The organism is Enterobacter sp. MGH 16, from assembly GCF_000493175.1.
In the GTDB taxonomy this organism is placed as follows: Bacteria; Pseudomonadota; Gammaproteobacteria; order Enterobacterales; family Enterobacteriaceae; genus Enterobacter; species Enterobacter roggenkampii.
Genome location: NZ_KI535695.1, coordinates 3,109,293 through 3,125,973, shown reverse-complemented (window position 1 = coordinate 3,125,973; position 16,681 = coordinate 3,109,293). Strand labels below are relative to the sequence as shown.

Below are 16,681 nucleotides of genomic sequence, written 5' to 3'. Positions count from 1 at the left end.
CGAATAAATGTTATTTGTTTGTTCAATTCAGAAAAGAAACCATAAAAACCACGGCCATAAATAAGGCGTAAATCACATTAAATAAAAGAAACCATTAAAACCATAGCTGCCATTAAAACTTCGCTTTTAATATGCCATTCCTCACATAAAGTAAGCCTTTGTGACTCTAAGCTGAACGCACAAAATAACCAAGGGGCTTATTATGAGCACAACTGACGATTCTTTCTCTGTTACCCACGACCCGATTGAAATTCAGCGGCCTTCGCTCAAAGAGCGCTGGTGGCATATTATGGATACCTGGAAAATCGGGATTATTCCTCTGCCGCTGTTCGTTCTGGCGGGCGCGCTGATCGCCATTGATTGCCTGGGCGGAAAACTGCCGAGCGATATCGTGGTGATGGTGGCGACGCTGGCCTTCTTCGGCTTTGCCTGCGGTGAGTTTGGCAAACGCCTGCCGATTGTCGGCAAGCTCGGTGCGGCGGCGATTTGCGCCACCTTTATCCCTTCCGCGCTGGTCTATTACGGCCTGCTGCCGGACGTGGTGGTCGAGTCCACCACTAAGTTCTACAAATCCACCAACATTCTCTACCTCTATATCTGCTGCATTATTGTCGGCAGCATCATGAGCATGAACCGCACGGTGCTGATTCAGGGCTTCCTGCGCATCTTCTTCCCGATGCTGTGCGGCGAAATCGTCGGCATGCTGGTGGGGATGGGCGTCGGCCTGGCGCTGGGTCTTGAGCCATTCCAGATCTTCTTCTTTATCATCCTGCCGATCATGGCGGGCGGCGTCGGGGAAGGGGCAATCCCGCTTTCCATCGGCTATGCCACCCTGCTGCATATGGACCAGGGCGTGGCGCTCGGACGCGTGCTGCCGATGGTCATGCTCGGCGGTCTGACTGCCATCATTATCTCCGGGTGCCTGAACCAGCTGGGCAAGCGTTATCCACACCTGACCGGTGAAGGTCAGCTGATGCCTAACCGCGCCAATGCCGATGCCACCGTCTCTCAGCCCGCGTTCTCCGGCAAAGCGGACGTGACCACCATCGCCTCCGGCGCGCTGCTGGCGGTGCTGCTCTACATGCTGGGCATGCTCGGCCACAAGCTGATTGGCCTGCCTGCGCCGGTCGGCATGCTGTTTATGGCGGTGCTGGTGAAGCTCTGCAACGGCGCCTCTCCGCGCCTGCTGGAAGGCTCGCAGGTGGTGTACAAGTTCTTCCAGACCTCTGTGACCTACCCGATTCTCTTTGCCGTTGGCGTGGCCATCACCCCATGGCATGAACTGGTGGCCGCCTTCACGCTGACCAACCTGCTGGTGATTATCAGCACCGTCTCCGCGCTGGTGGCGACCGGGTTCTTCGTCGGCAAAAAGATTGGCATGCACCCGATTGATGTCGCCATCGTCTCCTGCTGCCAGAGCGGCCAGGGCGGTACCGGCGACGTGGCGATCCTGACCGCAGGCAACCGCATGAGCCTGATGCCGTTCGCCCAGATTGCTACCCGTATCGGCGGGGCGATTAACGTCTCCATCTCACTGCTGATTCTGGGCAACTTCCTCGTTTAAGTTTTCAGGAAAGAACAATGAAACTCGCAAGCTTTTTATACCAGGGAAAACGCAGCTACGGCATCGTCCAGGCCGACGGCGTGATTGATTTAGGTCGCCGTCTGGGCGACCGCTACAGCGACCTTAAAGCGCTGCTGCAGGGCAACGGGCTGGCGCAGGCCACCCGCTACCTGAACGATGCCGTGGACGTGCCGATGAGCGCCATCACCTTCTTACCGGTGATTGAGCAGCCGGAAAAAATCCTCTGCGTGGGCATGAACTACGCCGACAAGCGCAAGGAGTTTGACCAGCACAACCCGGCCCCGACGCTGTTTGTCCGCTTCCCCGACTCACAGACCGGCCACAACGAGCCGGTGCTGAAGCCGCGCCACTCCAGCGAATTCGACTACGAAGGCGAGCTGGCGGTGATCATCGGTAAAGGCGGGGAGAACATCAGCCGCGACGACGCCCTGCGCCACGTGGCCGGCTACAGCTGCTACATGGACGGCTCCGCCCGCGACTGGCAGCACACCTGGTTTACCGCCGGTAAAAACTGGCGCAAAACCGGCGCGTTTGGCCCGTGGATGGCGACGGCGGACGAGATCCCGGATCCGCACCAACTGGCAATCCGCACCTGGCTGAACGGCCGCATGGTGCAGGAAGACAACACCAGCAGCATGATCCACAAGGTGGCGGAGCTGATCGAATACATCAGCACCTTCACCCGCTTGAGTCCTGGCGATGTGATCATCACCGGATCCCCTGGCGGGGTGGGTAAAAAGCGCAATCCGCCGCTGTTTATGAAAGAGGGGGATCGCATTGAGGTGGAGATCGAGCATATCGGTCATCTCAGCAACGTGATCGTGGAAGCGCCTGTCGTCGGGCTTGCGGCAGCACATTAAGTAAGGCGGCAGCATGCATTCGCAACCCATCGATTTTCGCCACACGCTGGTGGCGAAACACCCGGAACGCTTGAGTCAGATCCGTTATCTGCTGGCAGACAGCGGCCTTGGCCTGGACAACGACATCACGCTGTTCGTCGAAGCCTGGTCCGGCCCGCAGCTGGTGGGGTGCGCAGGGCTTGCCGCCAACGTTATCAAGTGCGTGGCGGTCAACGAGCAGCTTCGTGGCGAGAACCTCAGCGCGCGGCTGCTGGCGGAGGTGCAAAATGCGGCGCTGGAGCGCGGCCATTTTCACCTCTTCCTCTGCACCCGGCCGTGCAACCGGGAGCGCTTTGCCCGCAGCGGCTTCTGGCCGATTGCCCAGAGCGGGAACAACGCCGTGCTGATGGAGAACACCCCGCAGGGGATCGCGCGCTACTGCCGTTCTCTGCGCGCGAGCCGCAAATGTGGAGAGAAGATTGGCGCCATCGTGATGAACGCCAACCCGTTTACCCTCGGCCACCGCCATCTGGTGGAGCAGGCGGCGCAGCGGTGCGATGCCCTGCATCTGTTCGTGGTGCGTGAAGACGCATCGTTCTTCCCGTTCAGCGCGCGTCTGGAGATGGTGCGCGCGGGGGTGGCGCATCTGCCGAACGTGGTGGTGCATGAAGGCTCGCAGTACATCATCTCCCGCGCCACGTTTCCGGCCTACTTCCTGAAGGAGACCGGCAAAGTGCAGCAGGCGTGGAGCGAGATCGACGTGCTGATCTTCAGGGACTTCATCGCCCCGGCGCTCGGCATCACGCACCGCTTCATCGGCTCGGAGCCGTTCTGCGACATCACCCGCCAGTACAACCAGACGCTGCACGACCTGCTGGCCTCGCATATTGAGGTGGTGGAAATGCCGCGCATCAAGGCCACCGGTAACGCCATATCGGCGTCCGAAGTGCGCCGATTACTGAAGACACAGCAGTTTTCCCGGATCCGGGAGATTGTCCCGGACTCCACCTTCGCGCACCTCGAAACGCATTACCGTGCGAGTGCCGAAGTCGCTTAACTACCAGGAATTTATCATGAAAATTGTAAGGGAGGCGCTGGCCGGAACGCAGGAGTCCAGCGACCTGATGGTGAAAATTGCTCCCGCTCACGGCGAGCTGGAGATCGTCATCCACAGCGAAGTGATTAAGCAGTTTGGCGAACAAATTCGCCAGGTGGTCAACGACACATTGCGCGCCATGAACGTGCACCAGGGATTAATCATTATTGAAGACAAAGGGGCGCTGGACTGTGTGATCCGCGCCCGCCTGCAAAGCGCGCTGCTGCGTGCCGCCGATGAACAGGCCATCAACTGGGGGGCGCTGAAATGAGCAAACTCCGCCGCAGCATGCTGTTCCTGCCGGGCGCCAACGCCGCCATGCTCTCCACCGCCTTTATCTACCGTCCCGACTCCATCATGTTTGACCTTGAGGACGCCGTTGCCCTGCGCGAGAAGGATACGGCGCGCATGCTGGTGTTCCACGCGCTGCAGCACCCGATGTATCAGGATATCGAAACCGTGGTGCGCATTAACCCGCTGAGCACGCCGTTTGGCCTGCTGGATCTGGAAGCCGCCGTGCGGGCAGGCGTGGATGTGATTCGTCTGCCGAAAACCGATACCCCGGACGACATCTATGAGCTGGAGGGTCACCTCGAGCGCATCGAGCAGGCGTGCGGCCGCGAGATCGGCTCCACCCGCGTGATGGCGGCGATTGAGTCGGCCATTGGCGTCATCAACGCCGTGGCGATTGCCCGCAGCTCTCCGCGCCTCATCGGCATTGCGCTGGCCGCCTTTGACTACGTGATGGATATGCAGACCGAGCGCGGCGACGGCACCGAGCTGTTCTACGCCCGCTGCGCCGTGCTGCACGCCGCCCGCGCGGCGGGTATCGACGCCTTCGACGTGGTGTGGTCAGACGTTAACGACGAGGCCGGGTTCCTGCGCGAGGTCGATCTGATCCGCAAGATGGGCTTCAACGGCAAATCGCTGATTAACCCGCGCCAGATTGACCTGCTGCACAACGCCTACGCCCCGACGCAGGAAGAGGTGGATCACGCCAGAAGGGTGATTGAGGCGGCAGAAGAGGGCGAGCGTAACGGCCTGGGCGTGGTGTCGCTCAACGGCAAAATGGTGGATGCACCGATTATTAACCACGCGCAGGTGGTGCTGGAGCGCGCGGCGGCCTCCGGCGTGCGTCGGTAAGGATAAGACAATGAATCAGACTGAACTTCTTCACGTGAATTTTCCCCATCTGAGGGACTTAAAACCGTTTGATACCGCCCACAGCGCCACGCCGTGGCTGGCGGACAGCGATGCGAAGCACAGCCGCAAGCTGTGTGCCTCCATTGAAGAGGCGGTTAAACGCTGCGGCCTGCAGGACGGGATGACCATCTCCTTCCACCACGCGTTTCGCGAAGGCGACCGGGTGATTAACACCGTCGTGGCGCTGCTGGCGCGGATGGGCTTCAAAAACCTGACGCTGGCCTCCAGCTCGCTGATGACCTGCAACGACGCGCTGATCGAGCATATCGAAAGCGGCGTCATCACCCGGATTTACACCTCCGGCATGCGCGGCAGGCTGGCAGACGCCATCTCCCACGGGCTGATGGACGAGCCGGTGCAAATTCACTCCCACGGCGGGCGCGTGAAGCTGCTCCAGGACGGTGAGCTGAATATCGACGTGGCGTTTCTCGGCGTGCCGTGCAGCGATGCGTTTGGCAACGCCAACGGGACGCACGGAAAATCGTGCTGCGGTTCCCTGGGCTACGCCATGGTGGACGCGCATTTTGCCCACAAGGTTGTGCTGCTGACTGAAGAACTGGTGCCGTTCCCCAATATGCCCGCCAGCCTGGTGCAGGACCAGGTGGACTACATCGTGCAGGTTGAGAGCGTGGGCGACCCGGCGAAAATCAGCGTCGGCGCGGCGCGCGTCACCAGCAACCCGCGCGAGCTGATGATCGCCCGCTATGCGGCGGACGTGATCGAGCATTCCGGCTACTTCAAACCGGGCTTCTCGATGCAGACCGGCTCCGGCGCGGCGGCCACGGCCTGCACCCGCTTTATGGAAGAGAAGATGGAGCGCAGCGGCGTGAAGGCGCGCTTTGCGCTCGGCGGCATCACCGGCAGCCTGGTGGATCTGCACGAGAAGGGGCTCATCGAAAAGCTGCTCGATACCCAGTGCTTTGACGGTCAGGCGGCGGCCTCGCTGGCGCGCAACCCGAACCACGTGGAGATCTCCACCAACGTTTACGCCAACCCCGGCAGCAAGGCGGCAAGCTGCGACCAGCTCGACGTGGTGATCCTCAGCGCCCTGGAAATCGACGTCGAGTTCAACGTCAACGTCATCACCGGATCCGACGGCGTGATGCGCGGCGCGTCCGGCGGGCACTGCGACGTGGCCGCCGCGGCGAACCTGACCATCGTCGTTGCCCCTCTGCTGCGCAGCCGCATTCCGACGGTCGTGAAGCGGGTTACCACGCGCCTCACGCCGGGCGAAAGCATCGACGTGCTGGTTACCGATCACGGCATCGCGGTCAACCCGGCGCGCCCGGAAATCCGCGAGCGGCTGCTGGAAGCCGGGCTGAAGGTTGTGGATATCAACGCGCTGTACGAGCGGGCGATCTCCCTGACCGGCGTCCCGAAACCGATTGAGTTTACCGACAAAATCGTCGGGGTGATCCGCTACCGCGACGGCAGCGTGATCGACACCGTGCGACAGGTGAAGGAGGACGTATGACTTTAGCGACACCCGTGCGGGCGGGTGTCAGCCTTGACGAACTGCTGGCGGCGAAAGAGCGCCGCGCAGCGCGCCAGGCTGACATGCTTGAGCACTATCAACAACCGGTGATTTCCCTCACGCTGGTCACTCCAGGGGAGATCAAGGACAGCCTGCGCTACCGCAATACCATGGGCGTGGCGCTGCAGATGTGCGACCAGCTGCTGTGGGAAAACCGCTGGCAGGTGCTGGACCGTCAGGTGCTGTGGCTCCCGACCGGACCTGAAGCCCTTTGGTGCGTGGCCCATCCGGCGGTGGAAATCAAAGCGCACTGTGCGGATCTGGAGCAGACGCACCCGCTCGGCAGGCTGTGGGATCTGGACGTGATTTGCCCTCAGCACGGCCACGTCGGGCGTCAGTCGCTGGGGGGGAATCTCAGGCGCTGCCTGATCTGCGACGCGCCCGCCCACGCCTGTTCCCGTTCGCGCAATCACCCCATTGAGCAGGTGGTTTCCCGCGTGGAGAAGACGATCGATGACTGGTTTGCTCGCGACTAAACCGCGCCCGGCTGACGTGCCCGCGCTTGCCGAGGCGGCGCTGTGGCAGGAGCTGGAGCTGACGCCCAAGCCGGGGCTGGTGGACAGGCTCAACAACGGTTCCCATCGCGATATGGACCACGCGCTGTTTGTCCGCAGCATTGCGGCGATTACGCCGTGGTTTTCGCGCTTTGCCGAGCTGGGCAGCGCGCATGCGGATAAACCGGCTGGGGAACAGCTACGACTTCTCCGCCCGATGGGGCTGGCCTGCGAGCAGGCGATGTATGCTGCGACGAACGGAGTAAACACCCACAAGGGCGGCATTTTTGCCCTGGGGTTACTGTGCTTCGCCGCCGGGCGTGTGAAAAATGTCTCCGCAGAGAGCCTCTGCTGTGAGGTGAGTAACATCTGCCGCGGGCTGGTGTCGCGGGAGCTGGCCGCACGCAGCGGACAGGCGACGGCGGGCGAGCGGCAGTTTAAGCAGTACGGCTTAACCGGCGCGCGCGGTGAGGCGGAGAGCGGCTTTGCGACGGTGCGTCAGGCTTTGGATTCGTGGAACGGACAGTCGCTTCACGGCCTGCTGTTGCGCCTGATGGCCGTCAATCAGGACAGTAATCTCGTGTCGCGCGGCGGCATGGAAGGGCTGCGCTACGTTCAGGGCTACGCGCGGGAACTGCTGGATAACGGCTGGGACCGCGAGGCGTTGAGCAGAATGGATAACGCACTGATTGAACGGAACCTGAGCCCGGGCGGCAGCGCGGATTTGCTGTCGGTGGGGTGGGTGCTTTCTGCAATAAAATAGCCGGGTGGCGGCTTCGCCTTACCCGGCCTACGGTCTGGTTTTGTAGGCCCGGTAAGCGCAGCGCCACCGGGCACAACAATCAATGCGCGATTGGCTGCGCACCGTGCGGTTCACGCACGTGCTTGTACTTGAACAGCGCGATGAACGCGAAGAACAGCACCAGCGAGTACGCCGCGAAGATCAGCCACACCGGCTGCCAGTTGGTGATGCCGTTAGTGGTGTACATCTCAACCACTTTACCGCTCACCACGCCGCCCAGAATACAGCCGAAGCCGTTGGTCATCATCAGGAACATACCCTGCGCGCTGGCGCGGATTTCAGGTTTAACCTCTTTTTCCACAAACACCGAGCCGGAGATGTTGAAGAAGTCGAAGGCGCAGCCGTAAACAATCATCGACAGCACCAGCAGCACGGTGCCGAACGGGCTTGGGTCGCCGTAGGCGAACAGACCGAAGCGCAGCATCCACGCCGCGATACTGATCAGCATGACGTTCTTGATGCCGTAGCGGCTCAGGAAGAACGGGATGGTCAGGATGAACAGCGTCTCAGAGATCTGAGAGATGGACATCATTACCGACGCATGCTCAACGATAAAGCTGCCGGAGAACAGCGGGTTGTTATCGAAGCTGTGCAGGAAGGTGTTGCCGAACATGTTGGTGATCTGCAGCTCCGCGCCCAGCAGCATGGAGAAGATGAAGAAGATCGCCATGCGTTTGTTTTTGAACAGCGCGAAGGCATCCAGGCCGAGCATGGTGCTCCAGCTCTGGTTTTTCTGCTGGTTAGACACCGGAATGGTTGGCAGCGTCAGGGTGAAGATCGCCAGCAATACGGAGAGTGCCGCACCGATATAGAGCTGCATATGGCTCAGTTCGAAGCCCGCGAAGCTTACGCCCCACATCGCCATGATAAAGCCGATGGTGCCCCAGATACGGATTGGCGGGAAATCGGTGACGATATCCATATCCGCGGACTTCAGGCGGTAGTAGGAGATGGTGTTGATCAGCCCAAGCGTTGGCATATAGGCCAGCGAGTTAAGCAGGATCACCATGAACATCGCCCCCGGCGTGGTCACCTGGGCTGCCATAAACAGCGTCCCCGCGCCCACCAGGTGGCAAAGCATGTACAGCCATTTGGCGCTTAACCATTTATCCGCCACGATCCCCAGCAGCGTTGGCATGAAGACAGCCGCAATACCGAGCGAGCTGTAGACGGCACCGATTGACGCACCATCGAACTTGAGCGTCACAAACATATAGGAGCCGAGTGTAGTCAGCCAGCTACCCCACAGGCAGAACTGCAGAAACGACAATATTTTAAGCTGCAGCTTAAGGTTCATGTTACTTTCCTCACAAGTGAGCGGGAGATATGTTGTTATAGAAACATTCAGGGTTGTTATTTGATGCAATTCTATCAGTTGGCAACGATATGTTTTGTTACCTCCCGCAAAAAAATGCAATCCACATTAATTTGCAGTTTGGATTGTGATGCAAATAACATTTTCGTATGGGTGGGGGGAAGCAGAACACCTTCTCCTTGCAGGAGAAGGTGTGCGGATCACCGGCGACGGTAGTTCTTCTGCGCCGTATTCACCTTATACAGATAACGACGGGATTCCGCGGACGGGTGGCGGGTGGTCAGGGTGGCGTAGACATCCCCCGGCGCCATGCTGTTGATGATGTTTGCGGCCTGCACTTTGTCATTTGAGAAGACGCGCAGCACGCTGCCCGCGCCGCCGTTATAGGCGGTGATCACCGCATAGCGACGCGACGTCGGGTTGTCGATGCCGCCGAGGTAGACATTGTTCAGCATCGCCAGATAGGCCGTGCCGGTATCAATGTTGCTCTGCGGGTCGAACAGATAGCTGCGGCTCGGCGTGCCGGATTTGCCCTGCGCGCGGAACACGTCTTTACCGGCGCTGTGCTGCACCACCTGCATCAGCCCCAGGGCGTCGGAACGGCTTACCGCATACGGGTTAAACGAGGATTCGGTCTGCATAATCGCCAGGATCAGCGACTCATCCACGCCGTACTTGCGTGAGGCCTGACGCACCATGCCTAAGTACTTATGCGCACGCTTGTCGAGGTGGTTCGGGACGAGGTTGATGGTGACGCTGTAGATAATCTTCAGACCGTTAGAGCGGCTCTTCAGGCGCGTTTGCAGCAGGTAGTCGGCAAATTTCGTGGCGCGACCTTCCCAGCGGATCGGCTGGCCGGTCTGATCGACGACCTGACCGTACAGGAACGGCTCTTTCGAGATGGTGATATCGTCGGCATCGGAGTAGAGATCGATTGAGCCCGGATCGTCACCCATCAGCAGGGTTTTGATAATGGCCTGACGGAGTCGAGCCGCAGGGTCTGTGCCTGCGATGGTCTCAATCGTGATCGTCCCCTCATCAAAGTTGATGTGGCTACGGGTCAGATAGGCGTCGGTGTACTTAACGTAGTCCTTAGGTCCGGCAATAAGAACTTCGTTAAATCCCCATATGTTCTCGATGTTGTGGGCAAACTGCCCCATCAAAATGTCAAAACCGTTGGTGTCCTTGATCCAGGCCTCGTTGTAATCATCGCCTTTTTTTGACGAACACGAGACCAGCAACGGCGCAACAAGGGCTAGCGCTAAAAGTTTTTTCATCATTCCGGGAGTGCGTGTTGTGTTTGCCTGGTCGTTGCTGTTGCCCGGCGGCGCTATGCTTGCACGGGCCTACGGTTTTGTAGGCCGGGTAAGCGTAGCGTCAACCGGCAACAGCCGCTCGATATTATTTTTCCGGTGGCGTATAGCCTTCGATGTGTACGTCTTTACCTTCGAACAGGAAGCTCACCATCTCCTGCTCCAGCAGCTTGCGGTGTTCCGGGTTCATCATGCTGAGTTTCTTCTCGTTGATCAGCATGGTCTGCTTTTTCTGCCACTGTCCCCAGGCTTCTTTGGAGATTTCATTGTAGATGCGTTTACCCAGCTCGCCCGGATAAAGCTGGAAATCCTGGCCCTCAGCGTCACGCTGCAGGAAAGTACAAAAAATCGTTCTGGCCATACTCATTCCTCTTTTTCTTGTCGATGCTAAACCATTGCACCGGCACGTAATTGCTGTAACAGGCGCTCCACGGGAGCCGCCAGTCCGACTGATGGCGGTTGCGCTAAGTTATACCAGAGAGCGGTGCCTTCATCCATGCACGAGGCGAAGGAGGACACGGGAAGCCACATCGGCACAATATCCAGATGGAAATGGCTGAAGGTGTGGCGAAACGCGGTCTGCTGCGTCAGGTTATCGGCAGCAATCCCGCGCTGTTTAAGCCATTCACGCAGCAAGTCTTCATCTTCAAACTGTGGGAAGCAGTATAGACCACCCCACAGACCGCTCGGCGGACGCTGGGCGAGGAAGACCTCATCGCCGTGCTGCATCAGCAGCATATAGCCGGTGCGCTCCGGAAGCGTCTGTTTGGGTTTCTTGCCCGGATACTGCGCCCAGGAATGGTTGGCATACGCCACGCAGAGGTTATTTACCGGGCAGAGTTCGCATTTGGGTTTTGAGCGCGTGCAGACCATGGCGCCGAGATCCATCATCGCCTGGTTGAAACGCTCGACGCCGTTGGCTGGGGTAACCGCTTCACTGATTTCCCAAAGGCGTTTTTCAACATCCTTCTTCCCCGGCCAGCCGTCAACGGCATAGCAGCGTGCCAGCACGCGCTTCACATTGCCGTCGAGGATCGGGAAATGCTTGCCTAAAGACAGGGAGAGAATAGCGCCTGCGGTCGAACGCCCGACGCCGGGTAAGTCCGCCACCTCGTCGAAAGTTTCCGGGAATTTACCGTTGTGGCGCGTCGCGACCTGCTGTGCGGCCTTGTGCAAGTTGCGCGCGCGGGCGTAATAGCCCAGCCCGGTCCACAGGTGCAGCACCTCGTCAAGCGGGGCGTTCGCCAGATCGGTGACCGTCGGGAAGCGCGCCATAAAACGCTCGAAGTAAGGGATCACCGTGGCGACCTGCGTTTGTTGCAACATCACCTCGGAGAGCCATACTTTGTACGGCGTTTTTTCAATTTGCCAGGGCAGGGTTTTACGCCCGTATTTGTCGTACCAGTCCAGCACCTGGGCTGAAAATTGAGAGGCTTGCATGGTCATCGATTCGCATAATCAGGGACGCAGATTGCAGCACAGCGTCAATCTGCTGTAAACCGGATCTTTCCCATGCTTGCATAGAAGCCTTAACTTTGGATAATGCCCGTTTCCCGAACATTCTCACAAGCAGACAACTCTTTTATGAAAAACGACGTCATTTCACCGGAATTTGATGAAAACGGTCGCCCGCTGCGCCGTATTCGCAGCTTTGTCCGTCGTCAGGGCCGCCTGACAAAAGGTCAGCAACACGCGCTGGACAACTACTGGCCGGTGATGGGCGTTGAGTTCAGCGAGCAGCCTCTGGATTTTGCCGAGCTGTTTGGCCGCGACGCGCCGGTCACGCTGGAAATTGGCTTCGGTATGGGCGCCTCGCTGGTGACCATGGCGAAAGCGCGCCCGGAGCAGAACTTCCTCGGTATCGAAGTCCACTCCCCGGGCGTCGGTGCGTGTCTGGCAACGGCCCATGAAGAGGGCGTTGAGAACCTGCGCGTGATGTGTCACGACGCGGTGGAAGTGCTGCACAAAATGATTCCTGACAATTCTTTAACCATGGTTCAGCTCTTTTTCCCTGACCCGTGGCACAAAGCGCGTCATAATAAACGCCGTATCGTTCAGGCGCCGTTTGCCGAGCTGGTTAAAAGCAAGCTGAAGCTGGGCGGTGTCTTCCATATGGCAACCGACTGGGAACCGTATGCGGAACATATGCTGGAAGTGATGTCGTCGCTCGACGGTTATAAAAACCAGTCTGCGAATAACGACTATGTACCGCGTCCGGAATCGCGTCCGGTAACGAAATTTGAACAGCGTGGCCATCGTCTTGGTCACGGTGTATGGGACTTAATGTTCGAGAGGGTGAAATAATGGCAAAGAATCGTAGCCGTCGTCTGCGTAAAAAGATGCACATCGAAGAATTCCAGGAAGTGGGCTTCTCCGTTGCGTGGCGTTTCCCGGAAGGCACCAGCGTTGAGCAGATCGATCAGGACGTGGATGCGTTCATCAACGAGGTGATCGAGCCAAACAAACTGGCCTTCGACGGTAGCGGCTATCTGGCCTGGGAAGGTCTGATCTGCACCCAGGAAGTGGGTAAATGCACCGAAGAACATCAGGCCCTGGTCCGTAAATGGCTTGAAGATCACAAGCTCGAAGATGTCCGCGTCAGCGAACTTTTCGACGTTTGGTGGGACTAATAAAGCAGTCAAGGGCCAGCATTAGCTGGCCCGTTTTGTCTGAGGGAGTGTTTAAGATGCGCAAAACGTTGCTGGCTGTTGCTTTGATGGCAACCGGATTCACCGCCCATGCGGATTATCAATGTAGCGTCACCCCGCGTGATGACGTGGTGTTAAGCCCGCAAACCGTGCAGGTCAAAGGCGAGAACGGCAATCTGGTGATTACGCCAGAAGGGAACGTCACCTATAACGGCAAACAGTACAACCTGACTGCCGCACAGCGCGAGCAGGCGAAAGACTACCAGTCCGAATTGCGTACCGCGCTGCCGTGGATTAATGAAGGTGCCCTGACGCGCGTCGAAAAGAGCCGCGTGGCGCTGGATAAGATCATCACCAAAGAGGTGGGTGAGAGCAGTAACATGCGCACCCGCCTGACGAAGCTGGACAAGCAGCTTAAAGAACAGATGAACCGCATTATCGAGACGCGCTCCGACGGCCTGACGTTCCACTACAAGGCGATCGATCAGGTCCGTGCCGACGGGCAGCAGCTGGTGAACCAGGCGATGGGCGGCATCCTGCAGGACAGCATCAACGAGATGGGCGCCAAAGCGGTGCTGAAAGGCGGCGGTAACCCGCTGCAGGGCGTGCTGGGCAGTCTGGGCGGCCTGCAAACCTCCATTCAGAACGAGTGGAAAAACCAGGAAGATGATTTCCAGCAGTTCGGCAAAGACGTGTGTAAGCGCGTGGTGTCGCTGGAAGATAGCCGGAAGGCGCTGGTGGGGACGCTGAAGTAATTAATTTTCCCCCTCACCCTAACCCTCTCCCCAAAGGGGCTAGGGGATGGTTTGCTCCCTCTCCCTTTCAGGGAGAGGGCCGGGGTGAGGGTTGTAGCATTTGCAGTGTCTCAAGGATCTTTTCTAATACCGCCTCTTCGTTATCCCAGAGTTCGTTGTTCCAGAAACGAATGACATACCAATCTTTCTCATTAAGCCAGCACGTTCTTTGACGATCGTATTCCTGATTTTCATCATGTTGCCCGCCATCCAGCTCAACGGCCAGACGAGCCGCGCAGCAGGCGAAATCCAGAATGTAGTGGCCTACAGGATGCTGTCGCCGAAATTTATAATTTCCGAAACGGCGACTGCGCAGTAAATACCAAAGCCGTCTTTCTTCTTTTGTCAGCTCGCGTCTGAGCTGTTTTGCATAAGAACGAATTTTTTCCATCCCCACACTCTGCCAGCCTTTCCCTCAGCCGGCAGAACGGGATGCAAAATTCTGAATCAGCCTTCAGATTCTTCGGCGAGGAACAACTCGAGAAGGGAGTTTAAGAACAGTTTGCCGTGCTCGGTGATCTGCCAGTATTCCTCACATTCCCTGAGATACCCCTGCGCCAGCGCCTCATCTATTTGTGGGCGAATCACGGCTTCCGGCAACCCGGTATAAAGGGCAAACTCTTTACGCGGCGCGGCTTCCAGCAGACGGAAGCGGTTCATAAAGAACTCAAACGGCTTATCCGCCGCCTCGACGTCGTGCTGACGCTCCAGGTAGCGGCCTTCCATATACCCGCGAGGGTGGCGGGTTTTGGCAGTACGCAGAATACGCCCGTCCGGGAAGGTCACCTTGCCGTGTGCGCCGCAGCCGATGCCCAGATAGTCGCCAAAGCGCCAGTAGTTCAGGTTGTGCTGACACTGGTAGCCCGGCTTTGCATATGCCGACGTTTCGTACTGCTGATAGCCCGCAGCGGTTAACAGCTGGTGACCCTGCTCGAAGATATCCCACAGCGCGTCGTCATCCGGCAGCACCGGCGGACGCGAGCCAAACAGGGTGTTGGGCTCGATGGTGAGCTGATACCACGACAGATGAGGGGGATTCAGCGCAATGGCCTGGCGCAAATCGTCCAGCGCCTCTTCCAGAGACTGATCCGGCAGGCCGTGCATCAGATCGAGATTAAAGCTGCGAAGATTAAGACCGGTCGCCAGGTTTGCCGCGCGCTTCGCCTCTTCCGGGCCGTGAATACGCCCCAGGCGCTTCAGCTTCGGCTCGCTAAAGCTCTGCACGCCGATGGAGATGCGGTTCACGCCCGCGCGCTGATAGTCGACAAAACGGTCGGCCTCAACGGTGCCGGGGTTGGCTTCCATCGTAATTTCAGCATCCGCTGCCAGGTTCAGGCGCGCACGCACGCCGTCCAGCAGCGTTTGCATCGCCGGGCCTGACAGCAGGCTCGGCGTACCGCCACCAATGAAAATGGTCTTAACTTCACGTCCCTGTGCGTAAGGTACATCGACATCCAGGTCGGCCAGCAGATGCGCAACGTAGTCATCGTGCGGCACTTCGCCCTTAAGCGCGTGCGAGTTGAAATCGCAGTACGGGCATTTTTGCACGCACCACGGGATGTGAATATAAAGACTCAGAGGCGGCAAATTAGCCATTACGCAGTGCTTCCAGTAACAGTTTCAGCGCGCGTCCGCGGTGGGATATCGCGCTTTTTTCTTCGCGGGTCAGTTCCGCAGCGGTTTTGCCCTCGGAAGGGACAAAGAAAATCGGGTCATAGCCAAAGCCGCCTTTGCCAGCTGCTTCACGGGTAATCACGCCCGGCCAGCTGCCGTGGCAGACGATCGGCGTAGGGTCTTCCGCGTGACGCAGATAGACCAGCACGCAGTGGAACTGCGCGGTGCGCTGTTCGTCCGGGACGTCTTTCAGGGCGACAAGCAGCTTTTCCAGATTCTGCTGGTCGGTAGCGTCAACGCCGGAATAGCGGGCAGAGTAGATCCCCGGCGCGCCGCCGAGAAAATCGACCGCCAGACCGGAGTCGTCAGCGATTGCGGGCAGGCCCGTAATCTGTGCGGCATGGCGTGCTTTCAGGATCGCGTTTTCGATAAACGTCAGCCCCGTCTCGTCGGCGGAATCCACGCCGAGCTCGGTCTGGGCGACCACATCCAGCCCAAAATCATGTAATAGCGAGGCCAGCTCGCGCACTTTACCGGCATTACCGGTCGCGAGAACAACTTTCTGCATGGTTTAGTCCTGTTCTGTCAAAGCCGCGACTTCCGTCGGGATAGATTGCGGGTTGAGGATTTTTACCTGTTTATGCCGCCCCAGTTCGCCTTTTTCAATGATGACCTGGCTTTTAGCCACGCGAAACTGTTTTGCCAGATATTTGGTCAGATGCGCGTTCGCCTGGCCGTCAACGGGCGGGGCAGTGATGGCGACTTTTAACTCGTCGCCATGCAGTCCAACAATACCGTCACGGCTGGCTTTCGGCTGAATATACAGCCGTAAAACCAGCCCGTCAGCGCAGGTGCTTACGGCACTCATAGCGCCATCCACAGCCCCGGCAGCAGCATATCGCCCGTGGACTGCAGCAGTTCAGCGACCCCCATGTTGATCACATAGAGCAGCAGAACCAGGATCATCGGCGAAAAATCGATGCCGCCCATAGACGGAAGCAGGTTACGGATCGGGCGCAGCAGCGGCTCGGTCAGCTGAATCAAGGCGTACTCCACCGGGCTACGGCCCTGGCTCACCCAGCTCATGATCGCCATGACCAGCAGCACCCAGAAGATCAGCAGACCGATGGTTTTGATCAAAATCAGGACGGCGACAATCCAGATGATCGGCTGGAAGGTGAAGACCATAAACAGCACAATCGCTTTGATAACGCTCAGAATAAACGCCACCAGCAGAGACGAACTGTCGATGGGCCCCATGGCCGGGATAATACGGCGCAGCGGTCCGACAACAGGCTGCGTGATTTTCACGACAAACTGCGAGAACGGATTGTAAAAATCACAGCGGGCCCACTGCATCCAGACGCGCAGCAAAAGCGCCATCGTATACAGCTCAATGACCGTTGAGAGCAGGAAAGTCAACGTCTTCATGGCGTTCCTCAGG

20 protein-coding genes are annotated in these 16,681 nt (G+C 58.5%); 11 read left to right on the top strand and 9 right to left on the bottom strand.

What is annotated here, in order from left to right; all coding sequences use genetic code 11:
- Positions 1–202: 202 nt before the first annotated feature.
- From L362_RS08215 to citG, 8 genes are read left to right on the top strand one after another with little or no spacing between them, the layout of a single operon-like run.
- Positions 203–1,564, top strand: a complete 1,362-nt coding sequence (locus L362_RS08215) for a 2-hydroxycarboxylate transporter family protein (protein WP_021242090.1) — start codon at positions 203–205, stop codon at positions 1,562–1,564.
- Positions 1,565–1,581: 17 nt separating this feature from the next.
- Positions 1,582–2,445 (top strand): fumarylacetoacetate hydrolase family protein, encoded by an 864-nt coding sequence (locus L362_RS08220; RefSeq protein WP_023344879.1) that lies wholly within the window; start codon positions 1,582–1,584, stop codon positions 2,443–2,445.
- 13 nt (positions 2,446–2,458) lie between these two features.
- A complete protein-coding gene (gene citC, locus L362_RS08225) occupies positions 2,459–3,481 on the top strand; it encodes a [citrate (pro-3S)-lyase] ligase (RefSeq protein ID WP_023344878.1) in 1,023 nt (340 codons plus the stop codon).
- A 16-nt stretch (positions 3,482–3,497) separates the two neighbouring features.
- The gene (gene citD, locus L362_RS08230) at positions 3,498–3,791 is read left to right on the top strand and encodes a citrate lyase acyl carrier protein (protein WP_023294531.1); all 294 of its coding nucleotides are present in this window, start codon (positions 3,498–3,500) and stop codon (positions 3,789–3,791) included.
- The gene (gene citE, locus L362_RS08235) at positions 3,788–4,663 is read left to right on the top strand and encodes a citrate (pro-3S)-lyase subunit beta (protein WP_023344877.1); all 876 of its coding nucleotides are present in this window, start codon (positions 3,788–3,790) and stop codon (positions 4,661–4,663) included. Before citD ends, citE begins: the two co-directional genes overlap by 4 nt.
- Before the next feature lie 10 nt (positions 4,664–4,673).
- Entirely contained in the window at positions 4,674–6,197 is a 1,524-nt protein-coding gene (citF, locus tag L362_RS08240; protein ID WP_023344876.1) for a citrate lyase subunit alpha, read from the top strand.
- A complete protein-coding gene (gene citX, locus L362_RS08245; RefSeq protein WP_023294528.1) occupies positions 6,194–6,733 on the top strand; it encodes a citrate lyase holo-[acyl-carrier protein] synthase in 540 nt (179 codons plus the stop codon). The genes citF and citX overlap by 4 nt, the downstream gene beginning before the upstream one ends.
- Positions 6,711–7,514, top strand: a complete 804-nt coding sequence (gene citG, locus L362_RS08250) for a triphosphoribosyl-dephospho-CoA synthase CitG (protein WP_023344875.1) — start codon at positions 6,711–6,713, stop codon at positions 7,512–7,514. The genes citX and citG overlap by 23 nt, the downstream gene beginning before the upstream one ends.
- A gap of 79 nt (positions 7,515–7,593) precedes the next feature.
- On the opposite strand, the gene L362_RS08255 is transcribed toward citG, so the two are convergent.
- From L362_RS08255 to mutY, 4 genes are all read right to left on the bottom strand, one after another.
- Positions 7,594–8,850, bottom strand: a complete 1,257-nt coding sequence (locus L362_RS08255; RefSeq protein ID WP_008499767.1) for a nucleoside permease — start codon at positions 8,848–8,850, stop codon at positions 7,594–7,596.
- A 218-nt stretch (positions 8,851–9,068) separates the two neighbouring features.
- The gene (mltC, locus tag L362_RS08260) at positions 9,069–10,145 is read right to left on the bottom strand and encodes a membrane-bound lytic murein transglycosylase MltC (protein WP_021242082.1); all 1,077 of its coding nucleotides are present in this window, start codon (positions 10,143–10,145) and stop codon (positions 9,069–9,071) included.
- Positions 10,146–10,269: 124 nt separating this feature from the next.
- Positions 10,270–10,542, bottom strand: a complete 273-nt coding sequence (locus tag L362_RS08265) for an oxidative damage protection protein (RefSeq protein WP_008499765.1) — start codon at positions 10,540–10,542, stop codon at positions 10,270–10,272.
- A 26-nt stretch (positions 10,543–10,568) separates the two neighbouring features.
- Positions 10,569–11,621: an A/G-specific adenine glycosylase gene (mutY, locus tag L362_RS08270; RefSeq protein ID WP_192812198.1), complete on the bottom strand. Its 1,053-nt coding sequence runs from the start codon at positions 11,619–11,621 to the stop codon at positions 10,569–10,571.
- Positions 11,622–11,765: 144 nt separating this feature from the next.
- Between mutY and trmB the strand changes: the two genes are divergently transcribed.
- The 3 genes from trmB to L362_RS08285 are packed head-to-tail and all read left to right on the top strand — an operon-like array spanning position 11,766 to position 13,584.
- On the top strand, positions 11,766–12,485 hold the full coding sequence (gene trmB, locus L362_RS08275; protein ID WP_008499763.1) for a tRNA (guanosine(46)-N7)-methyltransferase TrmB: 720 nt from the start codon (positions 11,766–11,768) through the stop codon (positions 12,483–12,485).
- A complete protein-coding gene (locus L362_RS08280) occupies positions 12,485–12,811 on the top strand; it encodes a YggL family protein (RefSeq protein ID WP_003862421.1) in 327 nt (108 codons plus the stop codon). The genes trmB and L362_RS08280 overlap by 1 nt, the downstream gene beginning before the upstream one ends.
- Positions 12,812–12,867: 56 nt before the next feature.
- On the top strand, positions 12,868–13,584 hold the full coding sequence (locus tag L362_RS08285; RefSeq protein ID WP_008499762.1) for a YggN family protein: 717 nt from the start codon (positions 12,868–12,870) through the stop codon (positions 13,582–13,584).
- A gap of 67 nt (positions 13,585–13,651) precedes the next feature.
- Here the strand turns inward: L362_RS08285 and L362_RS24040 are convergent, their stop codons facing one another.
- From L362_RS24040 to L362_RS08305, 5 genes are read right to left on the bottom strand one after another with little or no spacing between them, the layout of a single operon-like run.
- The gene (locus L362_RS24040; RefSeq protein WP_023344874.1) at positions 13,652–14,014 is read right to left on the bottom strand and encodes a DUF559 domain-containing protein; all 363 of its coding nucleotides are present in this window, start codon (positions 14,012–14,014) and stop codon (positions 13,652–13,654) included.
- 56 nt (positions 14,015–14,070) lie between these two features.
- Positions 14,071–15,219, bottom strand: a complete 1,149-nt coding sequence (gene hemW / locus L362_RS08290; protein WP_023344873.1) for a radical SAM family heme chaperone HemW — start codon at positions 15,217–15,219, stop codon at positions 14,071–14,073.
- The gene (locus L362_RS08295) at positions 15,212–15,805 is read right to left on the bottom strand and encodes an XTP/dITP diphosphatase (protein ID WP_023344872.1); all 594 of its coding nucleotides are present in this window, start codon (positions 15,803–15,805) and stop codon (positions 15,212–15,214) included. The genes hemW and L362_RS08295 overlap by 8 nt, the downstream gene beginning before the upstream one ends.
- Before the next feature lie 3 nt (positions 15,806–15,808).
- Positions 15,809–16,105, bottom strand: coding sequence for a DUF167 family protein YggU (yggU, locus tag L362_RS08300; RefSeq protein ID WP_008499758.1), 297 nt, complete (start codon positions 16,103–16,105; stop codon positions 15,809–15,811).
- Positions 16,102–16,668, bottom strand: coding sequence for a YggT family protein (locus tag L362_RS08305; RefSeq protein ID WP_008499757.1), 567 nt, complete (start codon positions 16,666–16,668; stop codon positions 16,102–16,104). Before L362_RS08305 ends, yggU begins: the two co-directional genes overlap by 4 nt.
- Between the last annotated feature and the right edge of the window lie 13 nt (positions 16,669–16,681).